The organism is Pseudomonas sp. E102 (assembly GCF_052660185.1).
In genome coordinates this window covers 4,516,710-4,535,178 of sequence record NZ_CP084025.1, presented here as the reverse complement: position 1 = coordinate 4,535,178, position 18,469 = coordinate 4,516,710, and the positions used below count along the sequence as shown (strand labels likewise).

17 protein-coding genes and 1 pseudogene are annotated in these 18,469 nt (G+C 61.3%); 6 read left to right on the top strand and 12 right to left on the bottom strand.

Going from position 1 to position 18,469, the window contains the following annotated elements:
* Positions 1 to 67 precede the first annotated feature (67 nt).
* From DOCECA_RS20495 to mdoH, 6 genes are all read left to right on the top strand, one after another.
* On the top strand, positions 68 to 1,015 hold the full coding sequence (locus DOCECA_RS20495; RefSeq protein ID WP_434675759.1) for a choline ABC transporter substrate-binding protein: 948 nt from the start codon (positions 68 to 70) through the stop codon (positions 1,013 to 1,015).
* A gap of 51 nt (positions 1,016 to 1,066) precedes the next feature.
* Positions 1,067 to 1,954, top strand: a complete 888-nt coding sequence (locus DOCECA_RS20490; RefSeq protein ID WP_434564163.1) for an alpha/beta hydrolase — start codon at positions 1,067 to 1,069, stop codon at positions 1,952 to 1,954.
* A 104-nt stretch (positions 1,955 to 2,058) separates the two neighbouring features.
* On the top strand, positions 2,059 to 3,030 hold the full coding sequence (pip, locus tag DOCECA_RS20485; protein WP_003196909.1) for a prolyl aminopeptidase: 972 nt from the start codon (positions 2,059 to 2,061) through the stop codon (positions 3,028 to 3,030).
* Positions 3,027 to 3,464: a D-aminoacyl-tRNA deacylase gene (gene dtd, locus DOCECA_RS20480; protein WP_420767016.1), complete on the top strand. Its 438-nt coding sequence runs from the start codon at positions 3,027 to 3,029 to the stop codon at positions 3,462 to 3,464. Before pip ends, dtd begins: the two co-directional genes overlap by 4 nt.
* Positions 3,465 to 3,814: 350 nt before the next feature.
* Positions 3,815 to 5,557 (top strand): glucan biosynthesis protein, encoded by a 1,743-nt coding sequence (locus DOCECA_RS20475; protein ID WP_420767017.1) that lies wholly within the window; start codon positions 3,815 to 3,817, stop codon positions 5,555 to 5,557.
* Positions 5,550 to 8,120 carry a glucans biosynthesis glucosyltransferase MdoH gene (gene mdoH, locus DOCECA_RS20470; RefSeq protein ID WP_420767018.1) on the top strand — a complete coding sequence of 857 codons (2,571 nt, stop codon included), beginning with the start codon at positions 5,550 to 5,552 and terminating at the stop codon, positions 8,118 to 8,120. Before DOCECA_RS20475 ends, mdoH begins: the two co-directional genes overlap by 8 nt.
* Before the next feature lie 777 nt (positions 8,121 to 8,897).
* Here mdoH and DOCECA_RS20465 read toward each other — a convergent pair.
* From DOCECA_RS20465 to ubiE, 12 genes and pseudogenes are all read right to left on the bottom strand, one after another.
* Entirely contained in the window at positions 8,898 to 9,722 is an 825-nt protein-coding gene (locus DOCECA_RS20465; protein ID WP_434611621.1) for an IS3 family transposase, read from the bottom strand.
* An 8-nt stretch (positions 9,723 to 9,730) separates the two neighbouring features.
* Positions 9,731 to 10,033, bottom strand: a complete 303-nt coding sequence (locus tag DOCECA_RS20460; protein WP_014717988.1) for a transposase — start codon at positions 10,031 to 10,033, stop codon at positions 9,731 to 9,733.
* A 204-nt stretch (positions 10,034 to 10,237) separates the two neighbouring features.
* Positions 10,238 to 12,154 carry a methyl-accepting chemotaxis protein gene (locus DOCECA_RS20455; RefSeq protein ID WP_434649226.1) on the bottom strand — a complete coding sequence of 639 codons (1,917 nt, stop codon included), beginning with the start codon at positions 12,152 to 12,154 and terminating at the stop codon, positions 10,238 to 10,240.
* Positions 12,155 to 12,273: 119 nt separating this feature from the next.
* Entirely contained in the window at positions 12,274 to 12,981 is a 708-nt protein-coding gene (locus tag DOCECA_RS20450; RefSeq protein ID WP_420767021.1) for a 16S rRNA (uracil(1498)-N(3))-methyltransferase, read from the bottom strand.
* A complete protein-coding gene (gene tatC / locus DOCECA_RS20445) occupies positions 12,978 to 13,772 on the bottom strand; it encodes a twin-arginine translocase subunit TatC (protein ID WP_434649222.1) in 795 nt (264 codons plus the stop codon). Before tatC ends, DOCECA_RS20450 begins: the two co-directional genes overlap by 4 nt.
* On the bottom strand, positions 13,769 to 14,182 hold the full coding sequence (gene tatB, locus DOCECA_RS20440; RefSeq protein WP_420767023.1) for a Sec-independent protein translocase protein TatB: 414 nt from the start codon (positions 14,180 to 14,182) through the stop codon (positions 13,769 to 13,771). Before tatB ends, tatC begins: the two co-directional genes overlap by 4 nt.
* Positions 14,183 to 14,192: 10 nt before the next feature.
* The gene (locus tag DOCECA_RS20435; protein WP_420767024.1) at positions 14,193 to 14,480 is read right to left on the bottom strand and encodes a twin-arginine translocase TatA/TatE family subunit; all 288 of its coding nucleotides are present in this window, start codon (positions 14,478 to 14,480) and stop codon (positions 14,193 to 14,195) included.
* A 24-nt stretch (positions 14,481 to 14,504) separates the two neighbouring features.
* Positions 14,505 to 14,837 carry a phosphoribosyl-ATP diphosphatase gene (locus DOCECA_RS20430; protein ID WP_047699744.1) on the bottom strand — a complete coding sequence of 111 codons (333 nt, stop codon included), beginning with the start codon at positions 14,835 to 14,837 and terminating at the stop codon, positions 14,505 to 14,507.
* Positions 14,830 to 15,228, bottom strand: a complete 399-nt coding sequence (gene hisI / locus DOCECA_RS20425; RefSeq protein WP_434649218.1) for a phosphoribosyl-AMP cyclohydrolase — start codon at positions 15,226 to 15,228, stop codon at positions 14,830 to 14,832. Before hisI ends, DOCECA_RS20430 begins: the two co-directional genes overlap by 8 nt.
* Before the next feature lie 125 nt (positions 15,229 to 15,353).
* Entirely contained in the window at positions 15,354 to 16,958 is a 1,605-nt protein-coding gene (gene ubiB, locus DOCECA_RS20420; protein ID WP_420767026.1) for a ubiquinone biosynthesis regulatory protein kinase UbiB, read from the bottom strand.
* Positions 16,955 to 17,579: pseudogene (locus tag DOCECA_RS20415) on the bottom strand (ubiquinone biosynthesis accessory factor UbiJ). The gene ubiB and the pseudogene DOCECA_RS20415 overlap by 4 nt, the downstream one beginning before the upstream one ends.
* Positions 17,579 to 18,349 carry a bifunctional demethylmenaquinone methyltransferase/2-methoxy-6-polyprenyl-1,4-benzoquinol methylase UbiE gene (gene ubiE / locus DOCECA_RS20410; protein WP_420767027.1) on the bottom strand — a complete coding sequence of 257 codons (771 nt, stop codon included), beginning with the start codon at positions 18,347 to 18,349 and terminating at the stop codon, positions 17,579 to 17,581. The pseudogene DOCECA_RS20415 and the gene ubiE overlap by 1 nt, the downstream one beginning before the upstream one ends.
* Positions 18,350 to 18,469 lie beyond the last annotated feature (120 nt).

The following is an 18,469-nucleotide window of genomic DNA, read 5'->3' as shown; positions in this document are numbered from 1 at the left end:
AATGTTCCAGGCACGGTGCATCTAGACGCCGACCTACAACAATCCACTGCCGCACGAGACCCACGCGATGAAAAGACTGTCCAAACGCTGTCTATCGTTCCTCTGCGGTACCGTTCTACTAAGCTCCGGCGCGATGGCCGCCGAGCCTGCGTCTTGCCAGGCCGTACGCATGGGCGTGGTCAACTGGACCGACGTCATTGCCACCAGTGGCATGGCGGACGTACTGCTCACCGGCCTTGGCTACGAAAGCAAGCAGACCAGCGCCGTGCAACAGATCATCTTCGCCGGCATCCGCGACAAGCGACTCGATATCTTCCTGGGCTATTGGAAACCGGCGATGGACAAGAACATCGCCCCGTTCCTGGCGGCCAACCAAGTGAAGGTCCTGGACAAACCTAGCCTGGCCGACGCCCAGGCCACGCTCGCCGTGCCCGATTACGTGGCGGCGGCAGGGCTCAAGAGCTTTGCCGATATCGCCCGGTTCAAGGATGAGCTCGGCGGCAAGATCTACGGCATCGAGCCGGGCAGTGGCGCCAACACCACCATCAAGACCATGATCGAGACCAATCACTTTGGCCTCAAGGATTTCAAACTGATCGAATCCGGCGAGGCGGGGATGTTGGCGGCGGTGCAACGGGCGGTGAATCGCAAGGAGTTCGTGGTCTTCGTTGGCTGGACCCCGCACCCGATGAACATCAACATGAACATCGCCTACCTGACGGGCAGCGAAGACGTGTATGGCCCGAACGAAGGTGCCGCGACTGTCTCCACCGTGACCGCGCCGGACTACGCCCAGCGTTGCCCCAACGTCCAGCGGCTGCTGGAAAACCTGACGTTTACCGCTGCCCAGGAAAGTCAGCTGATGGTGCCGATCATGGAGCGCAAGACTCCCCAGGACGTCGCAAGGCAATGGCTGCGCGAGCACCCCGAGGATCTGCAGCGTTGGCTGGCCGGCGTGACCAGCTTCGACGGCAAGGATGGAATTGCAGCGGTGCAGGCGAGTCTCAAGAACTGATGCAAGCTCCTGGACATTGAGAACCCCGTGGCCTACCCACTTTCCCAGGCAATGACTGCCTTCATCGACAAGACCCTGAGCTTCACGAGCCCGGACGACAGCCTCGCCGGCTCGCGCGAGGCCTACAGCCAGATGTGTCGGGCATTCACCCCGTCGCGCCCGTCAACGCTTGCAGTCGAGGACCTGCAATTGGCTGGCGTGGCCATCCGCGCCTATCACGCGCGCGTCGCGCCACCATTGGCCGGCTGGCCGTGCATCCTTTACCTGCACGGTGGTGGTTGGGTGGTAGGGGACCTGGATTCCCATGACTTCATTTGCATGGAGCTGGCTGAAAGCCTTGGCGTGCTGGTCGTGGCGGTGGACTACCGGCTCGCCCCGGAGCATCCCTATCCGGCCGGTTTCGAAGACTGCCTCGCGGTGTGGCATCACTTGGCAGACGTCCCATTCGCCATTGATCCACGACGCAAAGCGCTGGCTGGCGACAGCGCTGGAGGCAATCTCGCCGCCGCGTTGTGCCTGGCCCTGCGTGATGCAGGCCAGCCTCAGCCGCGAACCCAAGTGCTGATTTACCCGGCGCTAGGCGGCCCCGCGCATTTGCCGTCGCGCCAGGAGTGTTTCGACGCACCTCTCTTGAGCAGCAGCGACCTGCAACGCTACGACGCCATGTACCTGCACGGTGCCGCCCCCACGCCCTACGCCGCCCCGTTGCTTGCCGACGATCTGAGCGGTTTGGCGCCTGCCTTTGTCGCCGTCGCGCAATGGGACCCCCTGCGTGATGACGGCGTTCTTTATCACGAGCGATTGAATGTCGCAGGGGGCGTGTCGGTCTTGTATCGGGGGGAAGGGCTGGTCCACGGTTGCCTGCGCGCACGTGGCCTGGTGCCAGAGGTCGATCAGATGTATCGCACACTGCTGGCATACCTGGCTGACACGCTTTGACGGTGCGGGGGCATGCTCATTGAGGTGATTCGGGTTTATGATGCCGGACGGCAGACTAAATAGAAGTCCCCACAGGGATGACTCGACCCCTTACGGAGCGCGCAATGCAGACTTTGTACCCGCAGATCAAACCCCATGCCCGGCACGATCTGGCTGTCGATGACACCCACACGCTCTACGTCGATGAAAGCGGCTCGCCAGAAGGCCTGCCGGTGGTGTTCATTCATGGTGGCCCGGGGGCCGGTTGCGATGCGCAAAGCCGCCGCTATTTCGATCCGAACCTGTATCGCATCGTCACGTTCGACCAGCGCGGTTGTGGTCGTTCCACGCCTCACGCCAGCCTGGAAAACAACACCACCTGGGATCTGGTCGAGGACCTGGAGCGCATCCGCAAACATCTGGGCATCGAGAAGTGGGTGCTGTTCGGCGGCTCCTGGGGGTCAACGTTGGCCCTGGCCTACGCCCAGACCCATCCGGAGCGGGTGCATGGCTTGATCTTGCGTGGGATCTTTCTCTGCCGTCCCCAGGAAATCGAGTGGTTCTACCAGGCCGGCGCCAGCCGCCTGTTTCCGGATTACTGGCAGGACTACATCGCGCCGATCCCACTGGATGAGCGCGACGACCTGCTCAGCGCCTTTCACAAGCGCCTGACCGGTAACGACCAGATCGCCCAGATGCACGCGGCCAAGGCCTGGTCGACGTGGGAGGGCCGTACCGCGACCCTGCGCCCGAACCCGCTGGTGGTCGACCGCTTCTCCGAGCCACAGCGCGCGCTGTCGATTGCCCGGATCGAATGCCACTACTTCACCAACAATGCATTTCTTGAACCCAACCAGTTGATCCGCGACATGGGCAAGATCGCCCATTTGCCCGGCGTCATCGTGCATGGCCGCTACGATGTGATCTGCCCACTGGACAACGCCTGGGAGCTGCACCAGAACTGGCCCAACAGCGAGTTGCAGGTGATTCGCGACGCCGGCCATGCAGCCTCGGAGCCAGGGATCACCGATGCGCTGGTACGCGCGGCCGCGCAAATGGCCCGACGCCTGCTTGATCTGCCGCCCGAAGAAGCATGAAGGGGTTGCTGCAACGGGTTCGCGGCGCCCGGGTAGAAGTCGCGGGGGAAATTGTCGGTGCGGTGGACCATGGTTTGCTGGTGCTGGTGGCTGTCGAGCCCGGGGATACCCCTGCCCACGCCGACAAACTCCTGCATAAGCTGCTTAACTACCGGGTGTTCAGCGACGCCGACGGGAAGATGAACCTGTCCCTGGTGGATGTGCAGGGCGGTTTGCTGTTGGTGTCGCAATTCACCCTGGCGGCGGACACCAGGAGCGGCTTGCGCCCGAGTTTTTCGACCGCCGCGCCTCCCGCTCTCGGTGAAGAGTTGTTCGACTATTTGCTCAGCCAGGCGAAACAGGTGCATGGCACCGTGGCATCAGGTAGATTCGGCGCCGACATGCAAGTGCATCTGGTCAATGATGGCCCGGTAACCTTTCTGTTACAGGCCTGAAAGCGTTTGAAACATCTTTTCGGTCCGGTTTCGAGGCAAAACAGGATGTTTTCTCGATAAATACTTTGCTAGCCCTGATGCGTTGTCACGCGGCCTACTAGATAATCGCGCGCTACGGGGGACCAGCGTTCGCTGGTCCATTTGACTTAGGTAGAGACTTGTCCTGAACCGTTTGGGGAATCATTTTGCCCCGTCGGAGTCGGAACAATGCTCGCCAACTTGGCAAGAGTGGTCCGCAGGAACGGTTTTTCAGCGCCGTTACCGTGTAGATACTTTATCTGGCCGTTGGTTTTTTGATCAGTTTTCGGCGAGGGTTGCTCGTGATTGTTAGTCCCTGTAATGCACCAAAAATGACTGCCAAACGGTTTAGAAACGCTCTGGTAGCGGGCTCGGCCCTGTTGTGCCTGTTTGGCGCCGGCCAACTGTGGGCATTCAGCCTGGATGATGTATCGGCGAAGGCACAAGAACTGGCCGGGCAGAAGTTCGAAGCCCCGCGCAGCAATTTGCCGAATGAATTCCGCGAAATGAAGTTCGCCGATTATCAGAAAATTCGTTTCCGCACTGAAAAAGCTGAATGGGCCGACCAGAAGACGCCGTTCCGGCTGTCGTTCTATCACCAGGGCATGCACTTCGACACGCCGGTGAAAATCAATGAGATCACCGCGACCACCGTCGATGAGATCAAATATGACCCGGCGCGCTTCGATTTCGGTGACGTCAAGTTCGATCCCAAGGCGACCGAACAGCTGGGCTACGCGGGATTCCGTGTGCTGTACCCGATCAACAAGGCCGACAAGCAAGACGAGATCATGACCATGCTGGGCGCGAGCTACTTCCGCGTCATCGGCAAAGGCCAGGTTTACGGCTTGTCCGCGCGTGGCATGGCCATCGACACCGCACTGCCGTCGGGTGAAGAGTTCCCACGCTTTCGCGAATTCTGGATCCAGCGCCCGAAACCGACCGACAAGCATCTGGTGATCTTCGCCTTGCTGGATTCGCCACGGGCTACCGGCGCCTATCGCCTGACGCTGCGTCCAGGCACCGACACCGTGGTCGACGTGAAATCGCGTGTATTCCTGCGTGATCGCGTCAACAAGCTGGGCATCGCCCCGTTGACCAGCATGTTCCTGTTCGGCGCCAACCAGCCGTCCAAAGTGCTGAATTACCGTCGCGAGCTCCACGACTCCAGCGGCCTGTCCATTCATGCCGGCAACGGCGAGTGGATCTGGCGTGCCTTGAACAACCCGAAACACCTGGCCGTGAGCAGCTTCTCGGTGGAAAACCCGCGTGGTTTCGGCTTGCTGCAACGTGGCCGTGACTTCAGCCACTACGAGGACCTGGACGACCGTTACGACAAACGTCCAAGCGCCTGGATCGAGCCGAAAGGCGATTGGGGCAAGGGCACCGTGAACCTGGTCGAGATCCCGACTGCCGATGAAACCAACGACAACATCGTTGCGTTCTGGAGCCCGGAAAAGCTGCCTGAGCCTGGCCAGCCTCTGGACTTCGCCTATCGCCTGCACTGGACCCTCGATGAAGCCAGCCTGCACTCGCCAGACAGCGCCTGGGTCAAGCAGACCCTGCGTTCCACCGGCGACGTCAAACAGTCCAACCTGATCCGCCAGCCGGATGGCAGCGTGGCCTACCTGGTCGATTTTGAAGGCCCGTCCCTGCAAGCGCTGCCGGAAAACGCAGAAGTGCGTAGCCAGGTGAGCGTCGGCGACAACGCCGAGATCGTTGAAAACAGCGTGCGCTACAACCCGGAAACCAAGGGCTGGCGCTTGACGCTGCGCCTGAAGATCAAGGACCCGAGCAAGGCCACCGAAATGCGTGCCGCCCTGGTCCGGCCGCTTGTGCCGGTCGAACTGCCGGCCGCCTCGCATTCCGTGACCACCTTGGCCAAGGCCGACAAGGTTGCCAAGCAGCAGAGCGAGAAAGAAAAAACCAACGAGCAAGCCAACGAGCAAAAAGAAGCCAAGGCCGTCAAGGCGTCCACCGCCGCCGCCGAGCCGACCCCAACCCCGCAGGAACCGGAACAGACTGAGCAAGTCCTGACCGAGACCTGGAGCTATCAGTTGCCTGCCGATGAGTAATACTCCCGTACAACCAGAATCTCTTCGCGAGTATCTGGCCCATTTGCCGATGACCGACGAGCAGCGCGCCGAGCTGGCGGGCTGCAAGTCCTTCAGCGAACTGCATGAACGCCTGGCTTCGCCGACATTCGATGCACCCACCGAGGCGGCCCAAGCCTCGGTAGGCCGTCGCCTGACGCTGAGCACCGCCGAGGAACTCGAGGACGCCGAAATGCTGGCGCTCGATTCCAGTGGTCGGGTGTGCTTGAAAGCAACGCCGCCGATTCGCCGGACCAAGGTCGTGCCGGAGCCATGGCGTACCAATATCCTGGTGCGTGCATGGCGCCGCCTGACCGGTCGCACCAACCCGCCGAAGCCGCCCAAGGACGAGCGCGTTTTGCCGCACGCTCGCTGGCGCACCGTGGGGTCGATCCGTCGTTATATCCTGCTGATACTGATGCTCGGCCAGACCATCGTCGCCGGCTGGTACATGAAAGGCATCATGCCGTACCAGGGCTGGTCGCTGGTGGACCTGGACGAAGTGCTGCACCAGCCGTTGTTGCAAACGGCCACGCAAGTGCTGCCGTATGCGCTGCAAACCAGCATCCTGATCATGTTCGGGATCCTGTTCTGCTGGGTGTCGGCCGGTTTCTGGACCGCGCTGATGGGCTTTCTCGAACTGCTCACCGGTCATGACAAGTACCGTATCTCCGGTGCCAGCGCCGGCAACGAGCCGATTCCGAAAGACGCTCGCACCGCGCTGGTGATGCCGATCTGCAACGAGGACGTGCCAAGGGTATTCGCCGGGCTGCGCGCCACCTTCGAATCCGTCGCGGCCACCGGTGACCTGGATCGCTTCGACTTCTTCGTGCTCAGCGACAGCAACGAGACCGATATCTGCGTCGCCGAACAGCAAGCCTGGCTGGATGTCTGCCGGGAAGCCGGCGGCTTCGGCAAGATCTTCTATCGCCGTCGCCGTCGCCGCGTGAAGCGCAAGAGCGGCAACCTCGACGACTTCTGCCGTCGTTGGGGCAGTGACTACAAGTACATGGTCGTGCTCGATGCGGACTCCGTGATGAGCGGCGAATGCCTGACCAGCCTGGTGCGTCTGATGGAAGCCACGCCGGACGCCGGCATCATCCAGACCGCGCCAAAAGCCTCGGGCATGGACACGCTGTATGCACGCATGCAGCAGTTCGCCACCCGCGTCTATGGTCCACTGTTCACCGCCGGCCTGCACTTCTGGCAGTTGGGTGAGTCGCACTATTGGGGCCACAACGCGATCATCCGCATGAAGCCGTTCATCGACCACTGCGCCCTGGCGCCGTTGCCGGGTAAAGGGGCGTTCTCGGGTGCGATCCTTTCCCACGACTTCGTTGAAGCGGCGCTGATGCGCCGCGCCGGTTGGGGCGTGTGGATTGCCTATGACTTGCCAGGCAGCTACGAGGAGTTGCCGCCGAACCTGCTGGACGAACTCAAGCGTGACCGTCGCTGGTGCCACGGCAACCTGATGAACTTCCGGCTGTTCCTGGTCAAGGGCATGCACCCGGTGCACCGCGCGGTATTCCTGACGGGCGTGATGTCCTACCTGTCGGCGCCGCTGTGGTTCTTCTTCCTGGTGCTGTCCACCGCGCTATTGGCCGTGAACACGCTGATGGAGCCGCAATACTTCCTGGAGCCGCGCCAGCTATATCCGCTCTGGCCGCAATGGCACCCGGAGAAGGCCATCGCCCTGTTCTCGACCACCATCGTGCTGCTGTTCCTGCCCAAGCTCTTGAGTATCGTGCTGATCTGGGCAAAAGGCGCGAAAGAGTTCGGTGGCAAGTTCAAGGTCACGATGTCGATGCTGCTGGAGATGCTGTTCTCCATGTTGCTGGCGCCGGTGCGCATGATCTTTCATACCCGCTTCGTCCTTGCCGCTTTCCTGGGCTGGGCCGCGACCTGGAACTCGCCCAAGCGCGACGACGACTCCACGCCATGGAGCGAAGCCATCAAGCGCCACGGCCCGCAGACCTTACTGGGCTTCTTCTGGGCACTGCTGGTGATCTGGCTGAACCCAAGCTTCCTGTGGTGGCTCGTGCCGATCGTCGGCTCGCTGATGCTGTCGATCCCGGTCTCGGTGATTTCCAGTCGCGTGGGCCTGGGCTTGAAGTCCCGTGATGAAAGCCTGTTCCTGATCCCCGAGGAATACGCACCGCCTCAGGAGCTGCTGTCGACTGACCAGTACACCCACGAAAACCGTTGGCACGCGCTGAACGACGGCTTCATCCGGGCGGTGGTCGATCCGCAACAGAATGCCTTGGCGTGTGCATTGGCGACTTCCCGTCACGGCCAGGCCGAACCGATTGAATGGCTACGGGTCGAACGCGTCCGTCACGCACTGAAGGCTGGCCCGGCCGGTCTCAGCAATGCCGAGCGACTGGCGCTGCTGAGCGACCCGGTGGCCTTGTCCCGCCTGCATGAGCAGGTCTGGAACGAGGCGCATCCCGAGTGGCTGGCGGCATGGCGTGAGTCGGTCAAGGCCGATCCGCATGCACCGTTGCTGCCGCTTCAGCCGGTTAGCGTACAGCCTCAGTTGGCCTGATAAACAAAAAGCCCCGCTTCTGAAAGGAAGCGGGGCTTTTTGTTGGGCGCAAACTCAGTTTTTCCAGCAGCCCGCCCCCACAATTGCCTTGCTGTGTACATGACTGCTGCGGCATTGAAGATCAAATGTGGGAGCGAGCCTGCTCGCGATAAGGCCGGCATATTCAACATCTCCACTGGCCGTGACCCCGCCATCGCGAGCAGGCTCGCTCCCACAATGGATTTGCGGTGTACGTGAGAGCTGCGGCGCTGAAGATCAAATGTGGGAGCGAGCCCGCTCGCGATGGGGCCGGCACGTTCGACATCTTCACTGGCCGTGACACCGCTATCGCGAGCAGGCTCGCTCCCACAATGGGTTTGCGGTGTACGTGAGAGCTGCGGCGTTGAAGATCAAATGTGGGAGCGAGCCTGCTCGCGATGAGGCCGGCACGTTCGACATCTCCACTGGCCGTGACACCGCTATCGCGAGCAGGCTCGCTCCCACAATGGATTTGCGGTGTACGTGAGAGCTGCGGCGCTGAAGATCAAATGTGGGAGCGAGCCTGCTCGCGATGAGGCCGGCATATTCAACATCTCCACTGGCCGTGACACCGCTATCGCGAGCAGGCTCGCTCCCACAGTGGATTTGCGGTGTACGTGAGAGCTGCGGCGCTGAAGATCAAATGTGGGAGCGAGCCTGCTCGCGATGGGGCCGGCACGTTCGACATCTTCACTGGCCGTGACACCGCTATCGCGAGCAGGCTGAACTGGTCAAGTAATCTTGGACACCGATTAAGGTTCACGCCGCCAACCTTTCCTTCGCGACCGGCGACCGGTAGTCGTTGTAGCTGTGAGGCCTGCTGATGTTGTAGCGCGAGACATAGCGCTGCACGTCTGCCCGGGCCTCATGTTCCAGTTTGTAGCCCGTTTCAGGAACCCACTCTGATTTCAAACTACCAAAGAAACGCTCCATGGGGGCGTTGTCCCAGCACTCGCCTTTACGGCTCATACTTTGCCTAAACCCGTGTTTCACAAGCTCGTTTCGGAATTTATGACTGGTGTACTGACAACCTTGGTCTGAATGAAACAACACATCCTGGGGGTGGCCGCGTAGCTCAACCGCCATGCGTAGCGCTTCGCAGGTCAGGTTGGCATCAGAAATCATCGAGAACGACCAACCCACGATCCTCCGAGCGTACAGATCCAGAACGGCGGCGAAGTACATCCACCGCTTGCCGACCTTGATGTAAGTCACGTCGCCACACCACACCTGGTTAACCGCCGTTACATCAAATTTTCGCTTGAGCACGTGCGGCGCCACCAATGCCTCAACGCCCGGCGACTTGTACTTATGGCGCCTGCGCTGACGACTAGCGATGCCAGCTTCGCGCATCAAACTGCGAGCCATATAACGTCCGATACGATGCCCTTTGGCTTTTAGCTCCTTGGACAAAGTACGTGCGCCGGCCGACTCTCTGGACGCCCTGTGGTGCCTGACCAGCGCGGCTTTGAGCTTGTCCCGTTCAGGATTTGCTCTGCCTTGGCGCTGGCGCCAGGCGTAGAAACTACTGCGGTTGATCCCAAACGCCCGGCAACACCTTTTAACGCCGTATTGCTCGTCCAGCTCATCGATCAGCGTGAATGATCTTTGGCGTCCAAAAGCAGGAGAGCACTGGCCTTTTTTAGGATTTCAATGTCCAGGTCTTTCTCCCTGAGTAGGGCTTTGAGCCTCTGGATTTCTCGCTGATCAGCGGTAATCGCCTTGGCCCCTACCGGGGTCGAACCCAGGCGTTCTTTTTGCACTTGATCGACCCAGCGGCGCAGAGCAGTGGGGCCGATATCTAGGCTGGCACAGACCTCGGTAACCGGCTGGCCTTCATCCAGCACCATGCTGGCAGCCTTGAGCTTGAACTCACTCGAATAAGATTTACGCATATCCAAACACCTCAGATTTGGGCGCTATCATAGCGCCCGATTGAAGTGTCCAAAATCATTAGGCCAGTTCAGGCTCGCTCCCACAGTGGGTTTGCGGTGTAGGTGAGAGCTGCGGCGTTGAGGATCAAATGTGGGAGCGAGCTTGCTCGCGATGAGGCCGGCACATTCGATTTCTTCTTTCGCGAGCAAGCCCTCTAGTCCAAGTTAAACCCTGAACCGCCCCACCAACGTTTGCAAGTGAACCCCCAGCCGCGCCAGTTCAGCGCTCGAAGCTGCGGTTTCCTCGCTGGACGACGCTGTCTGCTCCGACACATCACGCACATTCAGCACGCTGCGGTTGATCTCCTCAGCGACGGCGCTTTGCTGTTCGGCAGCCGCGGCGATCTGTTGGTTCATCGACTGGATCGCCGACACCGTGCGCGTGATGTTCGCCAGTGAGCCCCCGGCGCGGCGGGTCAGTTCGACGCTGCTGTCGGTCAGGCTGCGGCTGTTGTCCATGATGGTCGCGACCTGTTCGGTACCGTTTTGCAAACCGACGATCAGCTCTTCGATTTCTTCGGTGGATTTCTGGGTGCGTTGGGCCAGGCTGCGAACCTCGTCAGCCACCACGGCGAAGCCTCGCCCGGCTTCACCAGCACGGGCTGCCTCGATGGCTGCGTTGAGGGCCAGCAGGTTGGTTTGCTGGGCCACGGACTTGATCACGTCCAGGACGCTGCCGATCTTGTCGCTTTCACGCTTCAGATCGCCCATGGCAGCGGTGGAGTTGCCCACCTCTTTAGCCAGGCGCTCGATCTGAGCGATGGCTTCGCCAACCACCTTGTCGCCTTCACGGGCCTGTTGGTCGGCTGCGACGGCGGCTTCGGAAGCTTCCTCGGCGTTGCGGGCCACTTCCTGCACCGTGGCGGTCATCTCATGCATGGCCGTGGCAACCTGATCGGTTTCCACTTTTTGACTGTTGACCCCGGCGCTTGTCTGCTCGGTCACGGCGGAGAGTTGGTCAGCGGCGCTGGCAATCTGGGTGACGCCTTCACCGATGCCACCGATCAGCTGCCGCAAGCCCACGGTCATGCGTTGCATGGCCCGTTGCAGTTGGCCGAGTTCGTCGCGGCGGTCAGACGTGAGGTTGTGGGTGAGGTCGCCTGCGGCGACGCGTTCCGCCACCTTCAGCGTCTCATCCAGCGGGCCGACAATCTGGCGGGTAATGACCAGGGCAGCGACCACGCCAAACAACAGGGCCAGGGCGGCGGCTGCGATCAGGACGGTCTTGGCTTGAGCGGTGTCGTGGTCGCGCACGGCGGTCTGGGACACGGTGAGTTTCTGGCTGGAATCGATCAATACCTGGCCTTGCTCGATCATGCGCTGCAGCGCAGCGCCGTTGTCGAGCTGGGAATCACGAAACTGGCTGACCGCCGCTCGATAGACATTCATCGAGTCGCTGGCCTGCTGAAGTTTGTCGGCGTGCTCCTCGGGCAACTGGGCTGGCAAGCGTGCCAGCAGTTTCAGGACATCGGTGATTGCGTCGATGGCCGGTTGCTGGGCCTCGCTTTTGCCGCTGTAGGTGTAGCCGCGAACCTGATAGCGCGCCTGTTGGATCGCCTTGCTCAGGGTCACTATGTTGTTGAACTGGGCAATATCGCCGCCTTGCAGCAGCGATTTTTCTACCTCGGCGACGCGGGCCACGGTGTTGTCGGCGCTGGCGCCCAGTTTGCTGCGGGCATCTTCGCGGCTGACGGTGGCGCTGGTCATCAGCTCGAAAGCACTTCTGTATTCGGCGACGGCGGCCAATTGCTGGTCGACCAGCGCAACGTCCGCCGGCCGTTCAATCAACTCGCGAGCAGTCTTCAGCCCGGCTTCGAGTTTGCCGAGCAGGTCGTTGACCTGTTGCGGCCCTTTCTCGCCTCGGGTGTTGTTGTAGTCGGTGCTGGCCAGGTTCAGGTCCTTGCTCAAGTCATTGAGACTGGCAATGAACCCCAGCTTGTCGCCCCGGCTGATGACATTGCCCAGGCCGGACCAACCGGTGAATGCAATCATCAAGGTGAGGAACAGCACGAGGCCGAAGCCCGCGCCGAGTTTGCGATTGACGCTTACATTTCCCAGACCCTGGGCAAGCCACCGGAACATGCTGATACTCCCTTGGAGCGTTTATATTGGTTTTATGGGGACTGTATCGGCGGCTTTGGTGGGTTCTGTAGGCGTTTGCCGAGATTTCGTGGCGAGGTGTCTGTCAGCGTGTTGCAGGGTCAGAACAACCGCGCCAGCAGGGCAGTGACGGCGGTCTCGACCCGCAGGATCCGGTCGCCCAGCTGCACCGGCTGCAGGCCGGCCTTGCCCAGCAGGTCGATCTCGTAAGGGATCCAGCCACCTTCCGGGCCGATTGCCAGGGTCACCGGTTCCGTCAGTGCCCGGGGGCAAGGCGGATGATTGCCGGGGTGGCCGACCAACCCGAGGGTGCCATCGACGATGGCCGGCAGGCGATCCTCGACGAAGGGCTTGAAGCGCTTTTCGATGACGATCTCAGGCAGCACGCTGTCCCGGGCCTGCTCGAGGCCCAGGATCAATTGCTCGCGAATGGCTTCGGGCTCCAGGAATGGCGTCTGCCAGAAGCTTTTCTCCACGCGGTAACTGTTGACCAGTACCACACGCGGCACGCCCATGGTCGCCACGGTCTGGAACACTCGCCTGAGCATCTTCGGCCGCGGCAATGCCAGTACCAGCGTCAGCGGCAATTTGGCCGGCGGTGGCTGGTCGAGGGTCACTTGCAGTTCGGCCTCGCGAGGGTCCAGGCGCAGCACCTGGGCGGAGCCCATCAAGCCGTCGATGCGGCCGACCCGCAGGCTGTCGCCGACAATACAGCGATGGACTTCCTGCATATGGGTCAACCGACGGTCGCTCAGGACGACGCGGTCAGGCCCGATGAAATCGGCCTCTTCGAGCAGCAGCAGGTTCACGCTTGGGTCGCTGGCGGCTGGTCGTTGTGATCATCGACGTGCTGGTCCTCAGGCTCTTCCCGGCGCTTGCGCACCAGGCCGCCGAACAGGATGCCGATTTCAAACAGCAGCCACATCGGTACCGCCAGCAAGGTCTGGGAGAAGATGTCCGGTGGTGTGAGGATCATGCCGACCACAAAGCAGCCGATGATCACGTACGGGCGGATCTTCTTCAGGTAGGCGACATCGACCACGCCGATCCACACCAGCAGCACCACCGCCACGGGGATCTCGAACGCCACGCCGAAGGCGAAGAACAGCGTCATGACGAAATCCAGGTAGCTGGTGATGTCGGTCATCATTTCCACGCCCGCCGGGGTGGCGGCGGCGAAGAATTTGAAGATCAGCGGGAACACGAAGAAGTAGGCGAAGGCCATGCCCGTGTAGAACAGCAGGATGCTCGACACCAGCAGCGGCACGGCGATGCGTTTTTCGTGCTTGTACAGGCCCGGTGCGATGAAGCCCCAGATCTGATGCAGGATCACCGGGATCGCCAGGAACAGCGAGACCATCATCGTCAACTTCAGCGGCGTCAGGAACGGCGACGACACGTCGGTGGCGATCATCGTCGCACCCACCGGCAGGTACTCGCGCAGCGGCGTGGAGACGAAGGTGTAGATCTGCTGGGTGAAGGCAAACAGCCCGGCGAAGATAACGAAAACCGCCGCGACGCAACGCAGCAGGCGGGTGCGCAACTCGGTGAGGTGCGATACCAGCGGCATTGGCTGGTCGTTTTCAGGGATATCGCTCATGGGGCTCGCGGCGGCAAAGTGGGATCGTTGGGAGTCGGTGTCGTCGCAGGCGCCGGATCGACCGGTTTAACCGGTTCAGCCACCGCTGGCGAGGCTTCGACAGCCGGTGCCTGGGGTGCGGTCGTCGGCTCGGCCACAGGCTGGACCGGCGTCGGCTCCTGCTGAGTCGGCGTGAAGATTTTTCGCGCTTCCTGTTCCAGCGACAGGATGTGTTCGTTGTGCAGTTGCCGACGGATGTCGTCGGCACCGATTTCACGTTCAACTTCCTGTTTGATCGCATTGAAGCTGCGCTTCAGGCGGCCGATCCACAGGCCGGCGGTACGCGCAGCGCCCGGCAGGCGCTCGGGACCCAGCACCAGCAGGGCAACGAGGCCGACGAGCAGCAGTTCAGTGAAGCTGATCCCAAACATTAGTCAGTGCTCACGAGTCTTTGCGGGTTGGCTCTTCGACTTTCTGGGCCTGCACGTCGATGGTGTTCGGTGCATTCACAGGCTGTGTGGCCTGCGGGTGGACCGGTTGGGCCGGTGGCACGGGTTGAGCCTGGTTGGTCGTGGTGTCGGCCGGTTTCTCGTCATCGTTCATGGCCTTGCGAAAACCCTTGATCGACTCACCGACATCGGTGCCGAGGTTCTTCAATTTCTTGGTGCCGAACACCAGCACCACGACCACCAGAATGACGACCCAGTGTTTCCAATCAAAAATACCCATGTGGTTATTCCTCTCAAGAATTGATCAGGCGGATGGGCGCGAGGCTTTCTCGACGTGCCCGGACAGACCGAAGCGACGGTCCAGTTCATCCAGTACGGCCTGGGGATGCTGCCCCAGCTGGGCCAGCATCACCAGGCTGTGAAACCAAAGGTCGGCGGTCTCGTAGATCACGTCGCTGCAGTCTCCGCTGACGGCGGCGTCCTTGGCGGCGATGATGGTCTCGACCGATTCTTCGCCGACCTTTTCCAGAATCTTGTTCAAGCCCTTGTGGTACAGGCTGGCGACATAGGAGCTGTCGGCCGCTGCGCCCTTGCGCTCTTCCAGCACCTGGGCCAGGCGGGTCAGGGTGTCACTCATGGGTATGTCCTGAATAGATGGCATGCGGGTCCTTGAGCACCGGGTCGACGGTTTTCCAGTCGCCGTTCTCGAAGACTCGATAGAAGCAGCTTTGACGGCCGGTGTGGCAGGCAATTTCTCCGACCTGCTCGACCATCAGGATGATGACGTCACCGTCGCAATCCAGGCGCATCTCATGCAGGTGCTGCACATGCCCGGACTCTTCGCCCTTGCGCCACAGCTTGCCACGGGAACGTGACCAATAGATGGCGCGGTTCTGGGCAGCGGTCAGCGCCAGTGCCTCGCGGTTCATCCAGGCCATCATCAACACGCGCCCGGTCTTGTGATCCTGGGCGATGGCCGGCACCAGGCCGTCGGCGTCCCATTTGATCTCGTCCTGCCAGTTTTTCATCTTTGGTCCTGACGGCAGCTTCAAGCTTCCAGCTGCAAGTAAAAGCGATTCTGTGTAGGGGTTGAGTGATAGGTCCAACCGTTTGAGCTCGCGGCTTGCAGCTTATCGCTTGCAGCTGTTTCGTGCTATCGGCGAACGACCAGATACAAACCAACGGCCACCATGACGCCGGCGGGCCAATGGCCCAGTTGGCTCAACGGCCCACCGGCCGCCAGCACCGCGCCGCCACCGAGGTGGGCCGCGCCGAGCAAACGCAGGAACCAGTCGTCCCGACGGCGTTTCCATGGTGGAGCGGGGTCGTTGGCGTGGGGTTGGGACATGCGTTCGAGCAGGTCGCGGGTCATGTTGGCCAGGTGCGGGAGCTGTTCGAATTGGCTCTGGACGTTGCCCAGCAAGGCTTTCGGGCTCATTCGCTCGCGCATCCAGCGCTCGAGGAAGGGCTGGGCGGTGTTCCAAAGGTCCAGGTCCGGGTACAGCTGGCGGCCGAGGCCTTCGATGTTCAACAGCGTTTTTTGCAGCAGTACCAGCTGCGGCTGAACTTCCATGTTGAAGCGTCGCGCGGTCTGGAACAGGCGCATCAGGACCTGGCCGAAGGAAATATCCTTTAATGGTTTTTCAAAGATCGGCTCGCACACAGTGCGTATCGCCGCTTCGAATTCGTTGAGCTTGGTTTCGGCGGGCACCCAGCCCGAGTCGATGTGCAACTGCGCGACGCGGCGATAATCGCGCTTGAAGAAGGCGAACAGGTTGCGGGCCAGGTAGTCCTGGTCCTCGGGGGTGAGGCTGCCGACGATGCCGCAGTCGATCGCAATGTACTGCGGGCTCCACGGCTGCACCGTACTGACGAAAATGTTGCCTGGGTGCATGTCGGCGTGGAAGAAACTGTCGCGAAACACCTGGGTGAAGAAAATTTCCACACCGCGCTCGGCAAGCAGTTTCATGTCGGTGCGCTGGTCGGCCAGGGTCGCCAGGTCGGTAACCTGGATGCCGTAGATGCGCTCCATCACCAAGACTTTCGGCCGGCACCAGTCCCAATAGACTTGCGGCACATAGAGCAGCGGCGAGCCTTCGAAGTTGCGACGCAGTTGGCTTGCGTTGGCGGCCTCGCGCAGCAGGTCGAGTTCGTCGTAGATGGTCTTTTCGTAATCCTGGACGACGTCCACCGGGTGCAGCAGGCGCGCGTCGGCAGACAACCGCTCGGCGGCGCGGGCAAGAATGAACAGCCACGCCAGGTCCTGGGCGATGATCGGCTTCAGGCCAGGACGAATCACCTTGACCACCACTTCTTCACCCGTCTTGAGCTGGGCGGCGTGGACCTGGGCGACCGACGCCGAGGCCAGGGGCTCGACATCGAAGCGACTGAAGACCTCGCTGATCTTCTTGCCCAATTGCCCTTCGATCAGCGCCACCGATAACTTCGAGTCGAACGGCGGCACGCGGTCTTGCAGGAGCATCAGCTCATCGGCGATGTCTTCGGGCAGCAGGTCGCGACGGGTCGAGAGGATCTGCCCGAACTTGATGAAGATTGGCCCCAGGTCCTGCAAGGCCAGGCGCAAGCGTGCGCCGCGAGTCAGGTCCAGGGTACGCCGGGGGAACCAGCGCCATGGCAACACAAAGCGCAGCGCCAGGAGGAACCAGGGCAGCGGCAAGGCGAACAGCAGGTCATCGAGGCGGTAGCGGATCACGACGCGCTGGATGCGCAACAGACGGCGGACGGCAAGCAGCTTCATGCGTTATCGCTTGGATTCAAGGGATCGGGAAAGGCGCTCGAAACGCGCCTCGAGACGTTCCAGGTCAAGCTTGACCTGGTCCAGTTCATCAAAACGGGCCTGGGCCTCGCGTTGGCCCACGAGGGTACGCGATTCTTCGGCCAGGTATTCACTCAGATTCTGTCCCAGGCTGGCAAAGCCCTGGCGGTACCAGCGGCTGCGGCTGCGCAGGTGACCGCTGAGCAATTGGGTCGCCACCGGACCGATCCAGCGGGACACTTCGTATTCCCAGTCCAGCTCCAGGTCCTGAAGGATCGCCGCCAGCTCCAGCAGCACACCGCTGTCGCCGTCGAGCTCGACGTCCGGGCCGTGCAGCACGGCGGTCTTGTTCTTGCTCAGCGCTAGCTCCAGCAGACTCGATGCCGGGGCTCGCAGCGTGCAATCGGCTTCGGCTTCCCAATGGGCGGCGAGCATCAGGCCTTCATCGCTGGGCAGGATAAACAGTTGCAATGCCGGGTTGCGGCAGTCGACAGCGATCACCTTGCCACTCAAGCGCGCCAGGCGCACCGGCGCCGTACTGTCCAGGCGCAGGACTCGGTTGATCCCGAGTTCCACGCTGGCGAGCAGGCCGGTGAGCAACATCAGGGCTTGATACCGCGGTGCAGGGCGACGATGCCTGAAGTCATGTTGTGATAGGTCACCCGGTCGAAACCGGCCTCGACCATCATCGACTTCAGTGTTTCCTGGTCCGGATGCATGCGGATCGATTCGGCTAGGTAGCGATAGCTTTCCGCATCGTTGGTGATCAGCTTGCCCATCAGCGGCATGAAGGCGAACGAATAGGCGTCATAGGCCTTGGACATCAGCGCATTGGTCGGCTTGGAGAATTCCAGCACCAGCAACCGGCCACCAGGCTTGAGCACGCGCAACATCGAGCGCAGGGCGTCTTCCTTGTGGGTCACGTTGCGCAGGCCGAAGGCGATCGTCACGCAGTCGAAGTGGTTATCCGGGAAAGGCAGCTTTTCGGCATCGGCCTGGACGAACTCGACGTTGCCGGCCACACCCAGGTCCAGCAGGCGGTCGCGGCCTACCTTGAGCATGGACTCGTTGATGTCGGCGAGCACCACGTGGCCGGTCGGGCCGACGATGTGGGAGAACTTCCTGGTCAGGTCGCCCGTGCCACCGGCGATATCCAGCACGCGGTTGCCGCTGCGCACGCCCGACAGCTCGATCGCGAAACGCTTCCAGAGACGATGCATGCCGCCCGAAAGCAAGTCGTTCATCAAGTCATACTTGGCCGCCACCGAGTGGAAAACCTCAGCGACTTTTTCCGCCTTCTGGCTTTCCGGTACGTTCTTGAAGCCGAAGTGAGTGGTGGGTTCGGCATCGCTGCCTTTGCGCTGATCAGTCATATCGCTGTCACCAAAAAAGAATGCGGGACATTCTAATCCCGGTGGAGGGCTTTGTCTTGGCAAGGCTGCAGGTAAGATGAACCATCGCCCGGACGTTTTGACGCAGGCAGGGTCTGAACG